This is a genomic window from Streptomyces sp. NPDC094034 (genome assembly GCF_040303865.1).
GTDB lineage: Bacteria > Actinomycetota > Actinomycetes > Streptomycetales > Streptomycetaceae > Streptomyces.
This window is the reverse complement of the sequence record NZ_JBEOUD010000009.1, coordinates 139,626-161,123: the sequence shown is the minus strand read 5'-3', so window position 1 is coordinate 161,123 and position 21,498 is coordinate 139,626. Positions and strand designations below refer to the sequence as shown.

Below are 21,498 nucleotides of genomic sequence, written 5' to 3'. Positions count from 1 at the left end.
CGGAGGAGTGGACCGGGATGCAGATCGTTGTCGACCTCAACCGCTGCCAGGCGTACGCGCAGTGCGTGTTCCTCGCCCCTCAGGTGTTCGAGCTGCATGGCGAGGAGGCCCTGATGTTCACGCCGGCCGTACCCGACGGGCAGCATGGACACGTACGCCGGGCCGCGGCGGCGTGTCCGGTGCAGGCCATCCTCGTCGGCGAGCGGGCGGGCCCCGGTGACCGGTGAACCGTGGGACGGCCGGATCGTCATCGTCGGCGCGTCGCTGGCCGGTCTGCGCGCCGCCGAGACGCTGCGGGACAAAGGCTTCAGCGGACCGCTGACGCTGGTCGGGGACGAACCGCACCCCCCGTACGACAGGCCACCGCTGTCCAAACAGGTGCTGCTCGGGCGGGCGGACGCGCAGGGCCTCGGGCTGCCGCGCCGCCGCGAAGTGGACGCGCGGTGGAAGCTCGGCGTACGGGCAGGCGGCATCGATCCGATCGGGAAGCGGGTGATCCTCGCCGACGGTGAACTCCTGCCGTTCGACCGGCTGCTGATCGCCACCGGAACCCGGGCGCGCCCCTGGCCGGACCCCGCGGAGGCCCGGCTGGACGGCGTACTGATGCTGCGTACGAGCGACGACGCGGCACAGCTCGCGCGGCGGCTCGACGCCGGACCGCGCCGGGTCCTGGTGATCGGCGCCGGGTTCACCGGCTCGGAGATCGCCTCCGCCTGCCGGGAACGCGGCCTGGAGGTCACCGTCGCAGAACGCGGACCCGCACCGCTCGTCGGGGCGCTCGGCGGCGCCCTCGGCGCGTTCGCCGCCAAACTCCAGCGCGCGCACGGCGTCGATCTGCGCTGCGGTGTGACCGTCACCTCCCTGAAGAGCCGCGACGGACGGCTCACCGGCGCCGAGTTCTCCGACGGCAGCCGGATCGAGGCCGATGTCGCCGTGGTCGCCCTGGGCGCGGTACGCAACACCGAATGGCTCGCCGAATCGGGTCTGGCGGCCGGCCCCCGGGGCGTGGCGTGCGACGCGGGGTGCCGTGCGTTCGACATGTACGGGATCGTCACGGACGACGTCTTCGTCGCCGGTGACGTGGCGCGCTTCCCGCATCCGCTCTTCGAGTACCAGATGCTGGCACTCGAACACTGGGGCAACGCGGTCGCGCAGGCGGAGGTGGCTGCCCACAACATGGTCAGCGCGGGCCCGCACAGGCGCCCGCATCTGGCGGTGCCCGCCTTCTGGTCCAGTCAGTTCGGCCTCAACATCAAGTCCGTCGGCGTACCGACCTACTCCGACCAAGTGGTCATCGCCCAGGGCTCGTTGCGGGAGCGCCGGCTGGTCGCCGTCTACGGCTACCGGGGACGGATCACCGCCGCGGTCACGGTGAACCGGGCCAAGTGGCTTGAGCACTACGCCTACCTCATCGAGACGGCGGCGCCGTTTCCTCCCGAGACCGGCGCCGCCGACCGGCCCGACTCGGCGGTGCCCGTCCCCTCCGATGTGCCGGACCCGCGACTGATCTCGCACGCACCGACCATGGCCCTCACCGGCCATGTGCCGGACCGCCGCCTGACCGTGGTGCGGCACGAACCGATCCCGACCGCCGTCCGCCGTCGCTGAGCCGCCCACCCTTGTTGAGGAGCCCCCCGCATGTCCCCGTCCCCGGACACCCTCTACCAGCGCATCACCGACTACGCGAACCGCGCCGACCCCTATCCGCTCTACGCCGAACTCCGCGAGAACGGGGTGACGCGGCAGAACGACGGCAGCTATCTGGTCGGCACGTACCACGAGATCGCCGCACTGCTCCATGACCCGCGGATCAGCTCGGACAGCCGCAACCGCGCCGACCCGGCCACGGTCCCGCCGCTCAGACGGCTCGCCCAGGCTTCCTTCATCGGCCTCGACGACCCCGAGCACGACCGGCTGCGCCGCATCGTGACGCGCCCCTTCGGGCCGCCCCACACTCCGGGCAGGATCGACGCGCTGCGCGCCGACATCACCCGGATCTCCGACGAACTGATCGACGCGTTCCGGGACAAGGACCGCGTCGATGTCGTCGAGGAGTTCGCGTACCCGCTCCCCGTCACCGTGATCTGCCGGCTGCTCGGTGTGCCCCACGAGGACGTGCCCCGGATCCGCGCCTGGACGAACGAGATCATCGCCAGTCTCGACCTGAAGCCGGGGACATACGACGAGAGCCACCGCACCGCGGGCATGGACGCCCGGGAGGCGATGGGGGAGTACCTCGGGGATCTCTCCGACAAGCGCCGCGACCACCCCTCGGACGACATGCTCTCCGCGCTCGTCCACGACATCGGCCCCGACGGGCGGCTGACCAGGGCCGAACTGATGGCGACCGGGACCCTCCTGCTCATCGCCGGGCACGAGACGACCGTCAATCTCATCAGCAACGGCGCGCTCACCTTCCTGCGCTTCCCCGACGCCTACCGGCTCCTGCGCGACAAGCCCGAACTGATGCCCAGGGCGGTCGAGGAACTGCTGCGCTACGAACCGCCCGTCCATCTGCTCCCCCAGCGCACCCCGCTGGCGGACATCGAGGTCGCGGACGTCACCGTCCCCGAGGGCGCCCCGCTGGTCCTCGTACTCGCCGCGGGGAACCGGGACCCGCTGCGGTTCGACGACCCCGACCACTTCGACCCGACCCGCGAGGACAACCAGCACTTCGGGTTCGGCAGCGGGGTCCACAACTGCTTCGGCGCGCCGCTGGCCCGCGTGGAGGCCCAGATCGCCCTGAACGCGCTGCTCCCCCTTCTGGAGGGCTTCCGACTGTCCGAGGACCCGCCGCCCTACCGGCGGAGCCCGATCCTCCGAGGACCCCGGCACCTGCCGATCGAGCAGACGTGAACCGGCGTTCCGAACCGGCCTTCCGAACCGGCCTTCTGAACACCAGCCTTCTGCACCAGCGATCCGAACCGGCCTTCTGAACCAGCTCTCTGAACGATCGTTCAGAACGAAGCCCCGACCACCCCTCCGCCACGTCAGATCACCGGCGGCCGACCCAGCGCCGTCATCCGTCCCACCGTTCGCCACCGCATCGGCCGTCGCGTCCCGCACGCCGTGCGCACTCCCTCGAAGAAGCCGCCGAACCACGCCCGCAGCCCGCTCACCGACCGCGTGCGCGCCACGGTGAGCAGAATCCACGTACCGAGATAGAGCGGTACGAGCGGCGCGGGCAGATGCCGGCGTGCCAGCCAGACCCGGTTGCGGGCGGTCATCCGGTAGAACTCGGCGTGCCTCGCGGGTGAGGTGCGCGGGTGCTGGAGCACCAGCTCCGGCTCGTAACGGATCGTCCAGCCCGCGTCCAGCGCGCGCCACGCGAGGTCGGTCTCCTCGTGCGTGAAGAAGAACGCGTCGGGCCAGCCGCCCGTCTGCGCCAGCATCGCCATGGACAGCGCGTGCCCGCCGCCCAGGAAGGTGGTCACCTCGCCCGCGCGCATCGGATCGTCCACCCGCAGCCGGGGCACATGCCGCCGCTGGGTGAGGCCGGTCTCGTCCGCGATACGGAAGCTGACGATGCCGAGCCGGGGGTGCGCCTCGTACAGATCGGCGACGCGGGTGATCACATCGGCCTCGATCAGCAGGCCGTCATCGTCCAGGTCCACCAGAACGTCCACGTCGCCGCAGTCGCGGAGCCTCTCCATGGCGACATTGCGCCCGCCGGAGACCCCGAGGTTCTTCGTCAGCTCGACTCCGATGACGCCCTCGGGCAGCTCGGGCAGCGGAGCGCCGTTGCCCACGACCACGATCCGCGTCGGGGCCTCCCGCTGCTTGGCGACGGAGTCCAGCAGGGCCCGCAGTTCGACGGGCCTGTTCCCCATCGTCAGCACGGCCACACCCACACGCGGTCGGGACACGTCCAGATCACTCCAGCTCTCGGTGACGGGCAGGGAAGGGGGCACAGGGGAGACGCGATTCGATGCTAACCGGCGGACGCCATCCTGAGGACACCGGAAGGTATCCCCGTCGACGTCGTGGGTTCATCTTGCTGGCCGGCCGGAACCACGGCGTCCATCCACGCCGATGCCCCCGTGTGCGTGTTCGGGCCCCTGTGGCAAACTGCCCGCATGCTGGTGGCTGGTGGTGGGGTGTGAGCGAGCCGCGGTCTGCCCCGACAATTGGGCAACTCGTCCTGAGCAAAAGGCTCCAGGGGCTGCGCGAGAGAGCCGGCCTCAGCCGCGACCGGGCCGCCGGACTGCTGCATGTCGCCCCCGCGACGATACGGCGCATGGAGATGGCCGAGGTCGCGCTCAAGGTCCCGTACGTACAGCTGCTGCTGCCCGCGTACGGGGTGACGGGCGACGCGGCCGCCGCCTTCCTCCAACTGGTCGACGAGGCCAACAAGCCCGGCTGGTGGCAGCGCTTCCACGACGTTCTGCCGGAGTGGTTCGGCGGCCATGTCAGCCTGGAGGAAGCGGCCAAGACCATACGGTGCTACGAGCCGCATTTCGTGCCGGGGCTCCTCCAGACCGAGGACTATGCCCGCGCGATACTGACCTACGGCGAGGTCGGCCGGAACGACCCGGCGCGCATCGAACGCCATGTGGCGCTGCGCCTGGAGCGCCAGTCGCTGCTGACCGGACCGGAGGCCCCGGTCTTCTGGGTTGTCATGGACGAGACGGTTCTGCACCGCCCCGTCGGCTCGTCCGCCGTGATGCGCGCGCAGATCGACCGGCTGCTGGCCGCGGCCGAGCTGCCGAATGTGACGCTCCAGATCGCCGAGTTCGCCGCCGGGCATCACCCCGGCACCTACAGCCCCTTCGTGCTGTTCCGCTTCGCCATCCCCGAATTGCCCGATATGGTCATCGTCGAATATCTGACCGGTGCGCTCTATATCGACAACACCGGCGAGGTGGCGGAGCACATGGAGGCGATGGACCGCATGGTGGCCCACGCGGAATCCGCGCGCCGCACCAAACAGATCCTCGCCGATTTCCGTAAGGAGCTGTGAACGGAGATGACGGCAGGCATCCCCGGGCCCCAGGGCGAATGCCGGCCGCGGTAGGCGGGCCGAGGCCCCAGGTCACCCACACACAAGGGCACTTCTATGTGGGCGTCGCCCGGGTCCGCTGAGGCGGAACCGCGCAGGCGCCCACCCACACGCTGGTGATCGCGCTGATGTAGCGCGCCCCGCAGCGGTCCGTGGGCACCACCAGCTGGCTGCCCGCCGACTCCAGGCCGCGCCCGTCCATCGCCGTGGCCAGCAGGATCGGTACGTTGCCGAAGTCGGCGTCGATCTCCGCCCAGGAGAGCACCGTATGGTGCCCGTCCCCGCCGGTGACGGCGACAAGGAACCGGGACCTGTCCTTGCGGCGGCGGGGGTCGAAGACCGGCTTCGCTTCGTCGACCACCTCCCGGAGCAGCGGTCCCTCGAAGGTGTGGTGCCGCGGCCCGCTGGTCGCGCAGTCGAAGACCACCTCGGCGCGGTGCTGCTCCCAGCGCTCCCGCAGATCGGCGACGGTCAGCGAGACCGGACACGCGACCTCTCCACGGAGGGTGAGGGACATGCGCGCCGGGGCGGGCGGGACCGGCGATACGGTCGTGTCCGGCGGCAGGCAGGGTCGGCTCATCAGATTCCCCCTCGGGAGGTCCGCTGAGAGGTCCGCGTGGCGGCTGCACCCTGGTGATGCCCCGCCGAGCCGCCGGGGAATCGCGGATACGAGCCGACTGTGCTTCTTTGCCTCGCCTTTGTGAGGCGATACCCGCGCATGAGATGGCAACTGCGGAACCGTGTAACTGCGCAACTGCACACGCCCGAGGGGCCCGGTCGGCTTCCCCCCCCCGCCGACCGGGCCCCTCGCTGTGGTGCGGACAGAGCGCTCGCCCAGCCCGTCCAGAGCGCTCGCTCAGTCCGTGACCTCGATCTGCCCGTTGGCCTTGGCGGTCCCCGACGTCTTCGCCACCGCGCCCGCGCCCCCCGTCGTGCCCGCCGCGAGGCCCTTCAGCAGCTCGGCCAGGTCGACTCCGGTGGTGGAGCTGAGCAGTTCGACGCCCTGCGCGACATTGTCGGCGACGGTACGGGCCAGCTGACCGGCGCCGTCCGTCGAGATCACCGTCATCTTGTCCACCGCGCTCAGCGGCTCGGACGCCTTCTCGACGACCGACGGCAGCACCTCCACCAGCATCTGGAGGACGGCCGCGTCCCCGTACCGTGCGAACGCGTCGGCCTTCTTGTGCATCGCTTCCGCCTCCGCGGCACCCTTGGCGCCGATCGCGGCGGCCTCCGCCTCGCCCTCGATCCGTACGGCGGCGGCGAGCGCGGCGCGGTGCGCCTTCTCGCCCTCACCGGTGAGCCGGGACCGCTCGGCGTCCGCCTCGGCCTGCTTGACCAGTGCGATCCGCCGCGCCTCGGCCTCCTGCTCGGCCTGGTACCGCGCGGCGTCCGCGGGCTTACGTACCTTCGTGTCCAGCTCGCGGTCGGTCAGCGCGGCCTGGCGCTGGGCCACCTTCTCCTGCTCCATGAGCACGTCCTGCTCGCGCGCCGCCTGTGCCAGCGGTCCCGCCGCCGCGGCGCGCGCCGCCGCCTCATCCGTCTCGGCCTTGATCTCGGCCTGCTTCAGATAGAAGGTCCGCTGGGCGATCGCGATCTCTTCCTCCGCCTTCAGCCGTGCCTGCTCGGCGGCGCGGCGCGCCACCGCCTCGGCGATGTCGGCCTCCTGCTTGGCACGCGCGGCCTCGGGCCGGCCGAGGTCCTCCAGATACGAGCCCTCGGTGGTGATGTCCTGGATCTGGAAGGCGTCCAGCACCAGGCCCTGCCCGGAGAGGCTTGCCTCGGCCTCCTCCGCGACCTGGCCGGCGAAGGCCGCGCGGTCGCGGATGATGTCCTCGACCGACATCCGGCCGACGATGGAGCGCAGCGCACCCGAGAGCACTTCCTGGGTGAAGCCGACGATGCCGCCCTGCTGCTGGAGGAAGCGCTGGGCCGCGGCCCGGATGGAGTCCTCGGTGCCGCCGACCTTGACGATGGCGACGCCTTCGAGGTTCGCCTTCACCCCGCGCAGCGTGACCGCGCCGCGCACGGCCACCGGGATGTGCCGGCTGGACAGGTCAAGCGTGAACTTCTGCTGTACGAACGGGACGACGAAGACGCCGCCGCCGACCACGACCTTCTGGCCGCTGGTGTCCATGGACACCCGGCCGGTGGTCGGATCGGTCGACTGCTTGCCGCGCCGGCCGGTGACGATGAACGCCTGGCTGGGCCCGGCGACCTTGTAGCGCGTGATGACGGCGAGTGCCAGCAGGACGACGAGTGCGACGACCCCCACCACGGCGATGAGAAGTGGACTCATGGTGCTCTCTCCCTTGCCTCCCGAAGGGACGGCAAACTAAGGCGATCGAAGTGAACGAGGATGAACAAGGATGAAAAAGACATCTTTGGGCGAGGCGGGCCGGGGAGGGCCCGGGCAGGGCGAGGCGGGCGGGGTGGCGCGGTGCGGTGCCGTGCTGAGCAGGTCAGCGCTGGACGGGACGCACCAGGACCGAGGTCGACGAGAGCGTCTCCTCCACCCAGATCTCGGCGCCGTTCTCCACGGGCCCCGCGCTCTTCGCCGAGTACTTCACCGGCTGCCCGCCGAGCCGTAGCAGCACCTCGCCATAGCCGCCGGCCGGAATCGCGGTGACCACCGTGCCCGCCGACCCCACGAGATCGTCGCCCCGCGGGGTGACGGCTGTCTGGTCACGCATCAGCGCCTTGCTGAACTTCCAGGTGAGCCACCCGGCACCGAACCCGGCCGCCACCCCCGTGACGGCGGCCGGTCCGGTGCCGAGCTGCGTGGTGCCCAGCACGATCGCTCCCCCGAAGCCGAGCATCGAGACGAAACCGGCGATCACCGGCAGCGAAAGCAGCCCGTCGAACAGTCCGTTGAGCACCCCGACCCCGTCGAAGAGCCCTTCGAGAATGCCGTCGAAGATCAGTGACAGGACGAGCAGCACGATCCCCGCGATGCCGAGACCGAGAAACAAGGTCATCGGATCCATCGGTTTCCCCCCTCCCCCTCTGCCGCTGATTTCCTCGGCAGGGCCCCATGGTCCCATCTTTGTCCGGAACCGGACATTGCCGTTTTCCGGCAGTCTTAACGCGGTCTTAATGCCGACAGTCGCGGGTCTCCCCGCTCGGAAGGACGCGCGGCGGCTCGCGGCCGGAATATCTCCCGGTTCAGATGGACTTCGCCGGCCAGTCCATGAGCCTGGCCCCGATCACAGCGGTTTGCAAGGTGTAGCGATGCACCGGATCAGTGGGATCGGCACCGGTGAGCTTATGGATCCTTTCCAGCCGGTATGTCAGGGCCCGCACGCTCAGTGAGAGCCGCCGCGCCGCCTCCGCCGCCACACACCCCGCGTCGAAGTAGACGGTGAGGGTTTCGATGAGCGGCAGCGCCCCGCCGCGCGCCGCCTCCAGGGGACCGAGCGCGCTGAGGACGAGTTCCGTCATGGCCTGCCGGTCCCGGGTGAGGACCGGGTAGACGAGCAGATCGGCGGCGTGCAGGACGGGATCGTCCAGGTCGAGCCGCTCGGCGAGGTCGAGTACGTTCAGCGCTTCCTCGTACGACTGCACGACCCCGCCCACCCCGGGCCGCGGCCGGCCGATGGCGACCCGGCCGCCGTCCGTGGCGCCGAACGCCTGCTTGGCGAAGTGGGCGAGGACTTCCGCCTGGTCGCCCGGCGCGATACAGACGAGCCGGCCCGTCTTCGTCGTGAGCAGCACACTGCGATCGCCGAACCGGCCGATCAGCGCCTGCTCCACCGCGCGCGGAACCGCGTCCTCCTCGTCGTACGGGACGGCGCCTTCCGCGACCGCCACGGCATGCTCGTACGAGAGCCGCAGCCCGAACCGCTCGGCGCGCTCGGCCAGCCGCCCCAGATCGCTGCGCCCGTACAGCAGGTCGTCGATGAACTCCCGGCGCGCGGCGACCTCCTGGCGCACGGCGAGCCGCTGCGCGCGTTCGTACCCCTCGGCGAACGCGTCCACGGCCTGCTCGATGGCGGCGAGCACGCTGTCGGTGGACCCGCCGCCGGACCCGCCGCCGTCGCGGGCGCCGGGAGACGCGGTGACGGGCCAGTGGGCACGGGCCGCGGCGAGATGCGCGCCGACCAGGGCACGCAGCCCGAAGCCGGCCTCCGCGGCCCGTTCCCCCATCTCCCGGCGGGCCAGCAACTCGTCCCGGGTGAGCCTGCGGCCCGTTGGGGCGACCGCCGCCAGGATGCGGGCGTACCCGTCCAGATACTCGTCGGGTATCCCGTTCTCCGCCACGTCCGCTCCTGCCCTGGTGTCCCGATGCCGCTCGATGTCTCTCGATGCCCGGATGTCGCGCATCCCCACCATGGTGCACGTGGGGCGATCCGTACGGAGAGATACAGGTGCGGGCACAGATACAGGCGCGGGCACAGATACGAGTACGGGCACAGGTATGAGTACGGGCACAGAGACGAGTACGGGCACAGATACGAGTACGGGCTACTCCGGCGCGTCCCCGAAGTCCGGGATCTCCAGCCGCTCCCCGCCCTTCAGCGCCGAGTCGTGCGCGATGATGCCGGGCAGGGTGTAGCGCGCCGCGGCCCAGGCGTTGACCGGCGGAAGCGTGCCCGTGGTGACCGCCCTGACGAAGTCGTCCGCGAGAAAATGGTGGCTTCCCTCGTGCCCGTTGGAGACATGGGCGAACTCCGCGGGGAGGCGCGTGCGGTCGTGGACCGGCGCCGAGCCGGAGGTGAACGCGTCCCGTAGCGCGGGTGCCACATGCCGGAGGGACGGGTCGTCGGGCGACAGGGTCGGCTTCGGCCGGAGATGGTCCGTTACATCCCTCACGCCCTCCTTGTCCTGCCAGAAGCTGACGGTCGCGAGCTGTTCGAGGCTCGCCTCCGTACCGAAGAACCGGAACCGCGATTCCCGGATGTGCGACGGATAGCCCACCCGCCGGAACTCGTTCGTACGGAACGAACCGCCGCCCGCGACCTCGAACAGCGCCGTGGCGTTGGAGAAGTCATTGCCGAACTGGCTGATGTCCTTGTCGAAGACCCCGTCCCCCCGGTCGTCGGCGACCCCGATCGCGGACACGCTCACCGCATGCGTCTGCCAGGCGCCGAGCACCCCGCCGACCGAGTGCGTGGGGTAGAGCAGCGGCGGATAGCTGGCGGTGGACTTCCACTCCTCGCCGCCGCTGTACTGATACGCCGCGTAGAAGCCGAGGTCCATGTCGTGGACATAGTCACCCTCGGCGTAGAACAGCCGGCCGAAGGCGCCGTCGGCGATCCGGTCGCGGGCGTAGACGGTGGCGGGGTTGTACTGGCTGGTCTCGCCCATCATGTACGTCAGCCCGGTGTCCCGTACGGCGTCGATGATGGCCGCGATCTCGTCGCGGGTCACCGCCATCGGCACCGCCGAGTACACATGCTTGCCCGCGCGCAGGGCTTTGAGGACGAGCGGGCCATGCGTCCAGCGCTGGGTGAAGACGGCGACCGCGTCAACGTCCGAGTCGAGGAGGGCCTCGAAGGAGGGGAGGGTCCCCGCGAGGTCGTACTCGGCGGCGAGCCGGCCCGCCCGGTCCGGGAGCAGATCGGTCGCGAAGATGTCGCCGACGCCCGGATGGAGCCGCCAGAGCTTCGCGAACTGCCCGGCGAACTGCCCGGCGCCGACGATGCCAAGGGAAAAGGACATGAAACACCCTTCTGATGAGCTTTCCTGCCTGCTCTTGTCCTGCTCTTGCCCTGCTGTTGTTTTGCTCTTGTTCTGCTCTTGTCTGCCCGGTTCGGTCAATCGCCCTGCGAGAGGATGAGGTTGATCTGCCGGTTGGTCGTGGAGAGGCTGCCCACCGGTCTGCCGTTCGCGTACACGTCCTGCAAGGCGGGCTTCATGAGGGCCGCGACATCCGCCGCGTAGTTGGTGATGGGAAAGGAGAACGTCGTCTTGTCGGCGACGGGCCGGGTGAAGGCCGTGACGTCGATGTCTTCCTTCTCATAGGCGGCGATGGCCGCCGCCGTTCCGGCCTCGGTGGCGGGGAAGACGACGCCCTGCTTCCCGACGGTCGTCTGACAGGCGTCGGAGGCCAGATGGGCGACCCACTGCTGTGCCGCGGGCTTGTCCGCCGCCCGCTTGGTGAGGGAGTCGGCGAGGCCGTTCATCATGGTGGCGCGCTTGCCGGAGGGGCCGACGGGAGTGAGTGCGGTCCCGACGTCGAGGCCCTTGATCCCGTAGAACGTCTTCGTCATCCACGAGCCGTGCAGCGCGATCGCCGCCGAGCCCGAACCGACCTGGACATCGGGCCCGTTGGACGGTGAGTAGTTCTCGAAGGGGGCCAGATATCCCTTCTCGGCGAGGCCGAAGTACCAGTCGATCGTGGACTGGAAGGACTTCTGGTCGTAGTTGTAGTGCCGCCCCCACGCCTTCTGATCGGTGTACTTCCAGCCGGCCGACCCGGTGAAGGCGCTCCACTGGGTCTGCCCGTCGGTCTCGCCCGCGTCATTGGTGGCCAGCCCGTAGGTCTTGACGTCGTTCTTGTCGAAGCCGGGCTCGTCACCCCGGCGGCCCTGGGAATCGATGGTGAGACGGGCGAGGGCCTTCTCGAACGTACCGCCGTCCACCGGGTTCCAGACGAGGCGGTTGAGGGCGTCGGCGGAGATCCCCGCCGAGTCCGTCATCTCCTTGTCGTAGAACATGGCGACGGTGTCCCAGTCCTTCGGGGCGCCGTAGCGATGACCGTCCTGGCCCTTCCAGACCGCGGCCAGTCCCGCCTGGTAGTCGGAGTCCTCGATCCCCGCGGTCGCGGGCAGCTCGTCCAGCGGCGCGAGTACGTCGAGATCGATGAACTGCGCGAACTTGGTGATGTGGTTGGTGAAGACATCCGGCTCGGTGCCCGCGATCATGCTCGCCGTGAGCTTGGTCCAGTAGTTCTCCCAGCCCAGCTGGGTGATCTCCACGTCGATGCCCGGGTTCCGCTGCTCGAACCCCTCGGCGCACGCCTGGTATCCGGGCAGTTGATTGGCGTCCCAGAGCCAGTACGTGACGGTACGGGACGAGGACGCGGTCGACGAGCCCTGCCCGCCGCACCCGGCGGAGAGGAGGGCGAGCGCGACCGTACCGGCCAGGGCGGCGACGACCCGCGCCCGACCGCGGGACCGGACCTGGGACGGGACCTGGGGCCGGATCTGGGGCCTGGTGTGGGATCCGGTGCGGGGCCTGGCGTGGGACTCGCGTATACGCATAACGGGGCCGGCCTCCCTACTTGAGCCCGCTGAAGCCGATGGAGTTGACGATCCGCCGAGCGAAGACGCTGAACAGCACGAGCATCGGCAGCGCGGCGACCAGAGTGGCGGCCATCAGCCCGGCCCAGTCCGTACCGGACTGCGGAGTCTGCGACCGGAAGACGGAGAGAGCGACGGTCAGCACCCGCGAGCTGTCGCTGTACGACACCATGAGCGGCCAGAAGTAGTCGTTCCACGCCGTGATGTACGTCAGGACACCGAGGGTGACCAGCGGCGCGGACGCCATGGGCAAGGAGAGCTGGAAGAAGATCCGCACCTTGCCCGCGCCGTCCAGCAGGGCGGCCTCCTCCATCTCCAGGGGCAGGTTCATGAAGAACTGCCGGAGGAAGAAGACCGCGAACGGGGTCATGAACATGGTCGGCAGAGCGATCCCCAGCAGGGTGTCCACCAGCCCGAGTTCCTTGATCAGGACGAAGTTCGGCAGCAGGGTGAAGATCGTCGGCACCATCAGCCCGGCGAGGAAGAGCCCGAACACCCGGTCCCGCCCGCGCCAGCGCAGCCGGGCGAAGGCATAGGCGGCCATGGCCGAGAAGAACACCTGACAGCCCGTCACCAGTGCCGCGACGAAGGTGGAGTTGAGGAGATAGCGCCAGAAGTCCAGCGAGGCGCCCGCACCGCCCTGGGCAAGGGCCTCCTCCGTGCTCTGGAGACCGAAGACGCGCGCGAAGCCGCCCCAGCCGAAGCCGACGGGGAGCGGGGAGGACGGGTCGCTGGTGAGCGCCGTATTGGAGGACAGCGCGGTACGCACGATCCAGTAGAAGGGCAGCAGGGTGATGAGGACGATCGCGACCATCACCGCCCAGGCCACCACCCGGCCGGACGACGGACGGCGCCGGACCCGTTTGCCGGGCGTCGGCGCCGGGGTGCCGGGGCTCTTGGCGGGCGCCGAGGTCAGTACAGCCATGGCGTATCTCCTTTCCGGGCAGACAGGGGGCGGGCAGGTAGGCGGGCGGGGCGGGCAGGTAGGCGGCTTGGCAGATTGGCGGGTTGGCAGATTGGCGGGTGGGCAGGGGGCCAGGCAGGCCGCGTCCGGTCCGCGTCAGCCGAGGTCTGTTTCGCCGGCCCTGGTGAGCCGGTACTGGACGATGGTGATCACGCTCAGTACGGCGAGCAGCGCGACGGACATGGCGGACGCGTAGCCGAACTGGAACCGCCCGAACGCCGAGCCGTAGATGTACAGCTGAAGCACATTGCTGGCGTTGGCCGGACCGCCGGGACCGGGGGTGGCCACCGCCACGGTGTCGAAGACCTGGAACGATCCGATGACCGTCATGATCAGTACGACCGCGAGCACCGGCCGCAGCAGCGGCAGCGAGATCCGCCAGAACATCCGTAGCTCACCGGCGCCGTCCATGCGCGCGGCCTCGTACACATCACCGGGTATCGCCTGGAGCCCGGCGAAGAGCAGCAGCGCCGTATAGCCGACATGCCGCCATACGTTGATCAGCGCGATGCTCGGGATGACCCACTCCTTACTGGCGAGGAAGGCGATGTGGTCGAAGCCCAGCGCGCCCAGGATCTCGTTGCCGATGCCGAGTTGGGTGTCCAGAACCCACAGGAACACGACACCGGCGACGACGTTCGAGACGAGATACGGCGTGAGCACGACACCGCGCAGGAGGGACGAGGTGGTCAGCCGCTGCATGAGGACGGCGATGCAGAGGGCCGCGACCGTCTGTACACCGATGTTGATGACGACGTACTCGACGGTGACGCGCAACGACCCCCAGAAGATGGGGTCGTTGACCATCCGCCGGTAGTTGTCCAGGCCCACCCACTCGGCGGGAGTGAGCAGGTTGTACCGGGTGAAGCTGAGATAGACGCCGCGCAGAGTGGGCCAGAGCAGGAAGACCAGGAAGCCGGCCAGGGCCGGGGCGATGAAGACCGCCGCGAGTCGGCCGTCCCCGCGGGGACTTCGCGGTGCGCGTGCCTTCGTTCCCGGTGCTCCGCTGGAGACGACAGCCATCAGAGACTCCTTGTCCATGACTCGTCCTCGTCTCCCATTACTTTTGACGTGAAAGAATCGAGGCGTCAAGAGGTGTGCTCGCACTGGATCTGATGACGTTTGGGCGGATCATGGCGCTGACGGGGGCGGTTCTTTCTTCTGTTGTGAAATAAACTGATCGGGGAGAGTGGCTGATCCTGGCTACGATGAGCGGGAACCGGGAGCACTGTCATGGTGAGGAACGCAGGGGGCACGCGCATGCCGGCCGCCAGTTGGGCACCTCTGAGCCCCGCCGAACGCGCGGTGGCGATCGAGGTGCTGACGCACGGCCCCATCTCGCGCACGGAGATCGCCAGAAGGCTCGATCTGTCGGCAGGCAGCCTGACCCGGCTGACGAAACCGCTGATCGAGTCGGGCCTGCTGATCGAGGATCCGGCGCTGGTGACGACGGCAGGCGCGCGGCAGGGCAGGCCCTCGCAGCCGCTGGACATAGTGGCCGATTCCCGCTATTTCGCCGGGTTCAAGATCACGGCCGACGCCGTCTACGGTGTCGTCACGACGCTCAAGAGCGACATCGTGGCCGAGCGGACCGTACCTCTCCCTACGCACGACCCGGACCAGGTCGCCGATCTGCTGCACGCCATGACCGAGGAGTTCGCGGCCGCGTTTCCGCGGCTGTCCGGTATCGGGGTCGGGGTCGGCGGCCAGGTCGACAGCCGGGCGGGGAACGGCGGCGCGGGTACGGCCCCGTCCCCGTCGAGTACGGTCCCGTCCGCGTCGGGTACGGCCTCGTCCCCGTCGGATACGGCTTCGTCCCCTTCGGAGACGGCTTCGTTCTCCGCGGGTACGGTCTCGTCCCCGTTCCTGGGCTGGCGACGTGTCCCCTTCGCCGACCTCCTCGAACGGCGCACGGGCCTGCCCGTCGTCGTCGAGAACGATGTCGCGGCGCTGATCGAGGCCGAGGCGTGGTTCGGCGCGGGACGCGGCCTCGACCGCTTCGCGGTCCTCACCATAGGCGCGGGAATCGGCTACGGCCTGGTCATCGGCGGCCAGTTGGTCCGCACGCCCGACAGCGACCATGGCATCGGCCCGCGCTGGATCGTCAGCCAGAACGGCCCCCTCACCCCGGACGGCGACCGCGGCAGCGTCGTATCCTTCCTCGCCATCCCCAGCATCCGCTACCAGGTCAGGGCCGCCACCGGCCGCGACCACAGCTACGACGAGATCCTCGCCCTCGCCGCGGCGGGCGACCCGATGCCGACCCGCGTGCTGGACGAGGCGGCGCGCGCCCTCGGGACCGTGGTGGCACAGATCGCCAACTTCGTGATGCCGCAGAAGATCCTGCTCGCCGGGGAGGGCGTCGGTCTGGTGGAGGTGGCGGGCGCGGCCATCGAGGAGGCCATCGCCGCGAACCGCGATCCGTTCGCGGCGCCGGTCCCGCTGGAGACCAAGGTCTCCGACTTCAACGACTGGGCGCGCGGGGCGGCGGTGCTGGCGATCCAGATTCTGGTGCTGGGCAGACCGGGGGTATGAGGTCCCGCCGGCCGCGAGGTCTCACTTGCAGACGGGGCAACTCACCTTCTTGCGCGCGCCGTCCTGGTGTTCGTAGACCCATCCCTTGCCGTGACAGGTGCCGCAGTCAGCCAAGGGAAGCTCCCACCGCCGGTCTCGCGTCCGGCGTCTCGTCGAGCGCCCGAACGGCGGGTACGGCCGGATCGTCCACCCACACATACTGCCGCTGGGGGGTGACGGTGAAGCCGATACGGTCCAGCCCCGGTCGGCCCCGCCGGATCCAGGCGCGATGGACGGACTCGGCCTCGTCCCAGAGATCGCGCGGCCCGGTCTGCGTCAGTCGGCCGCCGTTCTCGACGACGGCGCGGGAGACTCCGTCCGTCAGCAGCACGCTGCCGGAAGCGCCCGTCCAGGGCTCGTCGCCGACGAGGGCGGCGAGCAGGACCTGAAGGCCGGGGGCGGGGTGGAGCAGGGACTCGGTGTCGGAGTCGGAGGCCGAGTCGAGGGAACGGACGCGGGGTGGGGTGTCGGTGCGGGTCGCGCCCTCGTCAGGCCGCTGGGGCTGCCGCTCAGAACGCAACGGCATGTACGAACACTCCTCCCCGAACCGGCCGGTGGCCGAGCCGTCCTCGTGGACGGTCAGACGCAGGAGTCTGCCGACGGGCGGGTTGTACGGGAGCACGATGTGCCCGCCGGGACGGGTGTGCTCCACCCATACGTACGGGATGTCCGTGACGCCACAGGTGACATGCACGCGGTCGAACAGTCCGTCTGACTCGCCGTCCGAGCTGGGCAGTTCGGAGGCCGCGTCACCGGTGACGATGGCGGGGCGCAGGCCGCAACGGGCCAGATTCCCGGCGGCGGTCCGCGCGAGGTCGGGATCGATCTCCACGGTGGTGACGAGGGCGTCGTCCCCGGTGAGGTACGCGCACAGGCCAGAGGTCCAGCCCGTACCGGTGCCGATGTCGAGCACCCGGTTGCCAGGCCGAGGCGCGAGGTGCCGTAACCCGGCGGTCACGAGGAGGGGACTGGAGGCGGCACAACTCGGCGCGGACGACGGGGCGGCGGCGTTGGCGGGGGTGAGTTCGGTCCGGCCGCCGTCGAGCTGAGTGACGATCACGGTGTCGGAGTAGACGGCCCGCCACCAGCGGTCGGGGTCACGGTGCTGATCGATCCAGTACCCGGAGGCGGCGGCGGGAGGAGTTCCGCTGCCTTGTGGCACGGCCCAGCCCTGGGCCGGAATGAACGTGTGCCGGGGTACGCGGATCAGGGCATCGGCGAGGACGTCGGGTTGGGGCGGGGGCATGGTGATCCTTTCGGTCGCGGATGGTGCGGGGCGCGGGCGGTGGGCGGTCACCGCGGTGGCGGGTCCCCGAAGATCCGCTGAAACAGCTCGGCTTCGTCGGGGAGGGCAGGGGACGCGTCCGGGCATGGGGCGGCAGTGGCGGTGGCCGTGGTCATGGTCGTGGCCGTGGTCGTGGTCGTGGGGACCATGAGCGTCCCGTGCACACCGAACATGTCGATCAACATGGACAGACGCTGCCGCGCCTCACTGCCGGTCGCGGTTGTGGGGGTGGGGGGTTCTGGTGGGAGTGCGGGTGGGGGTGGAGGTGTGGGTGGGCGTGAGGGTGGGGGTGGGGCCATGGTCGTGGTGCCCTTCTCCTCAGTGCGGGATGCGGGGGCAGAGTTGTCCCCCGCCCACGCGCCGGCATGACGAGCGGCGGGCGGGGGACAACCCTTCGGGACTCTCCCCAATGGGGCGCGGGACGGGGAGAGTTGCGCCGGTCAGGGCGATGTCCTGCCGAGGGACGACCCTGGATCGGCGACGCACAGCGACGCTAGCGTTACGGAGAGAGGGTACGCAAGTGTGTACCGGAGCATTTATGTTGGCCGCTACATGGTGAGAGCCCCTCACCGTCGGGGGTGAGGGGCTCCGGTCGCAGGTGGGAGGGCTCGGTCAGTCAGTGAAGTGGTCGAACTCGCCTGCTTTGATACCGAGGATGAAGGCGCGCAGCTTCTCGGGACTTGTTGTGACGAAGGTGTCCGGGGTGTCGCTTTCGCGCAACTTGATCTGCCCGTTAACGCTGGCCAGTTCGACACAGTTCGGATTGTTGTCACCTCCCGAGAAGGAGGACTTCTGCCAGCTGATCTCTGTGCTCATGCCTCTGCTCCAGGGTGTCGAGCGGGTGTTGGCACGCAGGTAGGCATTCAGTTGGTGAAGTGGTCGAACTCGCCTGCTTTGACGCCTGCGATGAAGGCGGCGAACTTGGTGCGGCTGGTGGTCGTGACTGCGTTCGGGTCGTCACTCTCCCGCATGAGGATGGCGTCATTGTGTTCGGCGATCTCGACGCATTGCGCTCCTCCTTCGGAGAACGACGACTTCTGCCACTTGATCTCTGTGCTCACGCCATTGCCTTTCGAGTCGAAGGGGATGTCGGCCTAGGCGGCGATTCAGTTGGTGAAGTGGTCGAACTCGCCTGCTTTGACGCCTGCGATGAAGGCGGCGAACTTGGTGCGGCTGGTGGTCGTGACTGCGTTCGGGTCGTCACTCTCGCGCAGCAGGATCGCGCCGTTGTGTTCGGCGACCTCGACACACTGCGGCCCATCGCCTGACAGTGAAGATTTCTGCCACTTGATCTCTGTGCTCATGCCTCTGTCTCTCACAGTTCTCGCGCGATGTGATGAATGAAGCTGCGCGACTCGGCAGGCTCCAGGGAAGCCTGTTCGGCAAAGTCGAGCAGCGTTCGATTATTCTCCAATTCGGTGGCAGCATCCAGGAAGCGGCCACCGTAGCGATTGTCGATATGAACCGTATCGAACCGTGGTGTGACGCCGCCCGCGTAGAGCACGGTGTGGGTGAGGTCGAGGAAGTCCTCGTTGGTGAATGGGATGATCCGGATCATTATGTCCGGTCGTTCCGACATCTCCATGAGATGGCCAAGTTGCTCGCGGGCGACGCTCCGCCCGCCAACCCGCATGCGGAGCGCGGCCTCGTGAATGATTGCCTCCAGATCTGGAGGAGCCTCACGATCGAAGATCGACTTCCGTCTCATCCGGTGTTCGACTCGCGCCTGTACCTCATTTGCGGGAAGTTTCGGAAGCGTGCTGCCGAATAGGGCCCGTGCGTAGTCTTCAGTCTGCAAGACGCCCGGAAAGGTGACCGGTTGCAGGTAGCGCAAGTATCCCGCGTGATGCTCAAGCTCGGCGATGTCCAAGAAGCCAGGAGGGAGGACGCCGCGATACTCATCCCACCAGTACTGGCCGCGATGTTCATTCGTGATGGTGCACAAAGCCTCGATCAGCGCGCTGTCCGTGCAGTCGTAGAAGACCGCCAGCTTGCGGATCCTCTCCTCGCTGATCCCGAGGCGCCCGGACTCGATGTTGCTGATCCGGGCCTGATCCGTCGAAAAGAGGCCGGCCGCTTCGCGAGCCGTTTTGCCCGCGCGAATGCGTAGCTTCTTCAACTCCGCGCCGAGGCGCGCCTGGCGGGCGGTCGGGTTGTCCCTTGGCGGCATGTCACCTTCCCCTGTCTGCTCACAGTGTTGCGCGTACCCGGGTCACCGGTCCACCGGCTATCCCCAGATTGAGTTACTTGGGTGGACCGGTGAATGTATTTACCCTACCTTCGTCACAGTGCCGCGTTGCACGTCAGTAAGACCGAAGTGCAGCCGCTCTGGCGCGCCTTGTGGCGCGCCCTCGCGGCCATCGCCACGCATGGCGGGCCACGCGCCAGTTCAGACCGCACCGCGTTGGGAGAACGACATGACCACCGTGACCGCCACCGCAACTCCCGTACCCCCACCACCCCAGGGCGCCGAGACCTACCGGCTGGTCCTGCCCAGTACGGCGACCGCGCCCAGGATCGCGCGTGACTTCGTCACGTCGTTACTCGGGCTCGGCCGGCACCGCAGCCTCGTCGACGACGCGCGCCTCTGCGTGACCGAAGTGGTCACCAACGCGCACCGGCACACCCGGACGCCCCTGATCCGCGTCCGTGTCACGGTCAACCGCAAACAGGTCACCGTCTCCGTCGCAGACGACAAACCGTGGGCGCTGCCCACGCCCTCCGCGCGCACCGCGCCCGCTGCGGCGGGCGCGGTCGGCGAACAGAACTCGGGGCGTGGACTCGTCCTCGTGGAGAGCCTGGCCCTCGCATGGGGGTCGACGATCTACGGGGGATGCTCGCCCAGTCACAAGACCGTCTGGTTCACGTTGGCCGAGGCCAGGAACGAGGTGGCCGGGTGATGGCACCCGTAACGGACCCCGCCCTGTGGGGTGTTGTGTCGATCGCGATGAGTGCGATCGTGCTGGCGGTGGGGGTGCTGTACGCGGTGATGCCGAGTGCGGAGAGTGCCCTTCCGCCGGTGCCGCTCGATGCGGAGGAGGGGTTCACGTACACGTGCTACTGCTGCCCTGATCCGGTGCGGGTGACGGTCCGTGCGCCGCAGGCGCACTTGGTGGGGCGGGTGGCGGATGGTCGGCGTCGGGTCAGTGCCGAGGGGTAGTCGGGGGCACCCGGTGCGTTCGATGACGGGTGGGGGCCGCCCCTAGGTTTCAGTTTCGCGGTTGCGGGTTGGGCGTCAAGGGCGCTCCTTCGTCGCGTCGGCTGCGCCGATTCCGCTGCGCTCCTCCCTTGACTCCCAACCCTCCACCGCAAGTGCTGCTTTGAGGGGGGGGCGGCCCGGGGGGAGGGGTCCCCGGAGGGGCTGCGTTGTTCCGGGGGCTGGTTGCCGACCGCAGGTCGGTGGGCCCTGCGGGGCTGCGCGGGAGTGGAGTGGGGCGGCCCGGCACCGGCTCAGCGAGCTGATGTGGGTGGGTGGTGGAGACTCATGCCCCGCTGGTGACGGTCCGTTGACGGGTGCACCTGTTGCCTGAGGGGGACGGACTCGCCACCCGCCCCCTATGTCCCATTTTGGCGGGCCATTTCAGGGGCCCCGGGCAGGTCGTGCGTCCTGGGTTCGGTTAAGTCGTCTCCACGGCACATCGCCACCCCTGACCGGCCCCCTGGCCGCCCCGGGAGTCACATTCACCCCATCACCCACACCCCTAGCGGCGGGGCACCAGCCCTGGCCGCTCCCCCGCCCCGCACCGTGAGGAATGGGACGGATGTGACCGATGAGGCCGGTCGGAGGGGGGTGATGCGTGCCACCGGCCCCCAATGTCCCAGTTTGGCGGGCCATTCCAGGGGCCCCGGGCAGGTCATGCGTCCTGGGTTCGGTTAAGTCGCCTCCACGGCACATCGCCACCCCTGACCGGCCCCCTGGCCGCCCCGGGAGTCACACCCACCCCACCACCCACACACCCAGCAGCGGGGCACCAGCCCCGGCCTCTTCCCGGCCCCGGACCGTGGGAAATGAGGCGGATGTGACTGATGAGGCGACCAGTAGGCCTCTCAGAGGGGGGCATGCGTCGTGGGGCCCGGTTAACCGAACTTGGGACGCATGACCCGCCGGAGCACTCCCCAAAGCCCCTTCCAAAACGGGACATTGAGGGCAGGTGGCGAGTCCGTCCGCCCCAGGGCACAGGTGTCACCCGACAACGGACCGTCACCAGCGGGGCATGAGTCCCCACCACCCACCCACATCCACTCGCTGAGCCGGTGCCGGGCCGCCCCACTCCACTCCTGCGCAGCCCCGCAGGGCCCACCCACCCAAGGCCGGGACCCGGCCCCCGGAACAGAGCTGCTTCCCCGGGGACCCCTCCCCCCCCGGGCCGCCCCCCTCAAAGCTGCACTTGCGGTGGAGGGTTGGGTGTCAAGGGTGGAGCGAAGCGGAATC

22 protein-coding genes are annotated in these 21,498 nt (G+C 69.2%); 7 read left to right on the top strand and 15 right to left on the bottom strand.

Translation table 11 applies throughout. From position 1 onward, the window contains the following. Window positions 1-17: 17 nt before the first annotated feature. Genes ABTZ59_RS11595 through ABTZ59_RS11585 form a run of 3 tightly spaced genes read left to right on the top strand, consistent with a single transcriptional unit; the run spans window position 18 to window position 2,856 of the window. On the top strand, window positions 18-227 hold the full coding sequence (locus tag ABTZ59_RS11595; protein WP_351394418.1) for a ferredoxin: 210 nt from the start codon (window positions 18-20) through the stop codon (window positions 225-227). Then, a complete protein-coding gene (locus ABTZ59_RS11590) occupies window positions 217-1,608 on the top strand; it encodes an NAD(P)/FAD-dependent oxidoreductase (protein WP_351394415.1) in 1,392 nt (463 codons plus the stop codon). Before ABTZ59_RS11595 ends, ABTZ59_RS11590 begins: the two co-directional genes overlap by 11 nt. A gap of 30 nt (window positions 1,609-1,638) precedes the next feature. Continuing rightward, entirely contained in the window at window positions 1,639-2,856 is a 1,218-nt protein-coding gene (locus ABTZ59_RS11585; protein WP_351394411.1) for a cytochrome P450, read from the top strand. A 134-nt stretch (window positions 2,857-2,990) separates the two neighbouring features. On the opposite strand, the gene ABTZ59_RS11580 is transcribed toward ABTZ59_RS11585, so the two are convergent. Next, window positions 2,991-3,866: a glycosyltransferase family 2 protein gene (locus ABTZ59_RS11580; RefSeq protein ID WP_351394408.1), complete on the bottom strand. Its 876-nt coding sequence runs from the start codon at window positions 3,864-3,866 to the stop codon at window positions 2,991-2,993. A 233-nt stretch (window positions 3,867-4,099) separates the two neighbouring features. Between ABTZ59_RS11580 and ABTZ59_RS11575 the strand changes: the two genes are divergently transcribed. Further along, on the top strand, window positions 4,100-4,960 hold the full coding sequence (locus tag ABTZ59_RS11575) for a Sco1979 family transcriptional regulator (RefSeq protein ID WP_351394405.1): 861 nt from the start codon (window positions 4,100-4,102) through the stop codon (window positions 4,958-4,960). Between the two features lie 94 nt (window positions 4,961-5,054). Here the strand turns inward: ABTZ59_RS11575 and ABTZ59_RS11570 are convergent, their stop codons facing one another. The 8 genes from ABTZ59_RS11570 to ABTZ59_RS11535 all read right to left on the bottom strand — a co-directional run bounded on the left by ABTZ59_RS11570 (window position 5,055) and on the right by ABTZ59_RS11535 (window position 14,230). Further along, entirely contained in the window at window positions 5,055-5,579 is a 525-nt protein-coding gene (locus tag ABTZ59_RS11570; protein ID WP_351394402.1) for a molybdopterin-dependent oxidoreductase, read from the bottom strand. A gap of 276 nt (window positions 5,580-5,855) precedes the next feature. Continuing rightward, entirely contained in the window at window positions 5,856-7,298 is a 1,443-nt protein-coding gene (locus ABTZ59_RS11565) for a flotillin family protein (protein ID WP_351394399.1), read from the bottom strand. Between the two features lie 163 nt (window positions 7,299-7,461). Continuing rightward, window positions 7,462-7,977 (bottom strand): NfeD C-terminal domain-containing protein, encoded by a 516-nt coding sequence (locus ABTZ59_RS11560; RefSeq protein ID WP_351394532.1) that lies wholly within the window; start codon window positions 7,975-7,977, stop codon window positions 7,462-7,464. Window positions 7,978-8,164: 187 nt separating this feature from the next. After that, a complete protein-coding gene (locus ABTZ59_RS11555; protein WP_351394529.1) occupies window positions 8,165-9,259 on the bottom strand; it encodes a PucR family transcriptional regulator in 1,095 nt (364 codons plus the stop codon). Window positions 9,260-9,463: 204 nt separating this feature from the next. After that, on the bottom strand, window positions 9,464-10,660 hold the full coding sequence (locus ABTZ59_RS11550) for a Gfo/Idh/MocA family protein (RefSeq protein ID WP_351394396.1): 1,197 nt from the start codon (window positions 10,658-10,660) through the stop codon (window positions 9,464-9,466). A gap of 95 nt (window positions 10,661-10,755) precedes the next feature. Next, on the bottom strand, window positions 10,756-12,204 hold the full coding sequence (locus ABTZ59_RS11545; protein ID WP_351394393.1) for an ABC transporter substrate-binding protein: 1,449 nt from the start codon (window positions 12,202-12,204) through the stop codon (window positions 10,756-10,758). 16 nt (window positions 12,205-12,220) lie between these two features. Further along, window positions 12,221-13,168, bottom strand: a complete 948-nt coding sequence (locus ABTZ59_RS11540) for a carbohydrate ABC transporter permease (protein ID WP_351394390.1) — start codon at window positions 13,166-13,168, stop codon at window positions 12,221-12,223. Between the two features lie 135 nt (window positions 13,169-13,303). Continuing rightward, window positions 13,304-14,230 carry a carbohydrate ABC transporter permease gene (locus ABTZ59_RS11535; protein ID WP_351394526.1) on the bottom strand — a complete coding sequence of 309 codons (927 nt, stop codon included), beginning with the start codon at window positions 14,228-14,230 and terminating at the stop codon, window positions 13,304-13,306. 237 nt (window positions 14,231-14,467) lie between these two features. Here ABTZ59_RS11535 and ABTZ59_RS11530 point away from each other — a divergent pair, with 237 nt between their 5' ends. Further along, window positions 14,468-15,742, top strand: a complete 1,275-nt coding sequence (locus tag ABTZ59_RS11530) for an ROK family protein (RefSeq protein ID WP_351394387.1) — start codon at window positions 14,468-14,470, stop codon at window positions 15,740-15,742. A gap of 106 nt (window positions 15,743-15,848) precedes the next feature. Here the strand turns inward: ABTZ59_RS11530 and ABTZ59_RS11525 are convergent, their stop codons facing one another. The 6 genes from ABTZ59_RS11525 to ABTZ59_RS11500 form a co-directional block, all read right to left on the bottom strand. After that, window positions 15,849-17,027 carry a methyltransferase domain-containing protein gene (locus tag ABTZ59_RS11525; RefSeq protein ID WP_351394384.1) on the bottom strand — a complete coding sequence of 393 codons (1,179 nt, stop codon included), beginning with the start codon at window positions 17,025-17,027 and terminating at the stop codon, window positions 15,849-15,851. Between the two features lie 47 nt (window positions 17,028-17,074). After that, window positions 17,075-17,251: a hypothetical protein gene (locus ABTZ59_RS11520; RefSeq protein ID WP_351394381.1), complete on the bottom strand. Its 177-nt coding sequence runs from the start codon at window positions 17,249-17,251 to the stop codon at window positions 17,075-17,077. A 427-nt stretch (window positions 17,252-17,678) separates the two neighbouring features. Further along, the gene (locus ABTZ59_RS11515; protein ID WP_351394378.1) at window positions 17,679-17,882 is read right to left on the bottom strand and encodes a DUF397 domain-containing protein; all 204 of its coding nucleotides are present in this window, start codon (window positions 17,880-17,882) and stop codon (window positions 17,679-17,681) included. 47 nt (window positions 17,883-17,929) lie between these two features. Beyond that, window positions 17,930-18,127, bottom strand: a complete 198-nt coding sequence (locus tag ABTZ59_RS11510) for a DUF397 domain-containing protein (RefSeq protein ID WP_351394375.1) — start codon at window positions 18,125-18,127, stop codon at window positions 17,930-17,932. 45 nt (window positions 18,128-18,172) lie between these two features. Then, window positions 18,173-18,370, bottom strand: coding sequence for a DUF397 domain-containing protein (locus ABTZ59_RS11505; RefSeq protein WP_351394372.1), 198 nt, complete (start codon window positions 18,368-18,370; stop codon window positions 18,173-18,175). An 11-nt stretch (window positions 18,371-18,381) separates the two neighbouring features. Continuing rightward, window positions 18,382-19,236 carry a helix-turn-helix domain-containing protein gene (locus ABTZ59_RS11500; protein ID WP_351394369.1) on the bottom strand — a complete coding sequence of 285 codons (855 nt, stop codon included), beginning with the start codon at window positions 19,234-19,236 and terminating at the stop codon, window positions 18,382-18,384. A 247-nt stretch (window positions 19,237-19,483) separates the two neighbouring features. On the opposite strand from ABTZ59_RS11500, the gene ABTZ59_RS11495 reads away from it, so the two are divergent. After that, entirely contained in the window at window positions 19,484-19,966 is a 483-nt protein-coding gene (locus ABTZ59_RS11495) for an ATP-binding protein (protein ID WP_351394366.1), read from the top strand. Then, the gene (locus ABTZ59_RS11490; RefSeq protein WP_351394364.1) at window positions 19,966-20,226 is read left to right on the top strand and encodes a hypothetical protein; all 261 of its coding nucleotides are present in this window, start codon (window positions 19,966-19,968) and stop codon (window positions 20,224-20,226) included. The genes ABTZ59_RS11495 and ABTZ59_RS11490 overlap by 1 nt, the downstream gene beginning before the upstream one ends. The last annotated feature ends 1,272 nt before the right edge of the window (window positions 20,227-21,498 follow it).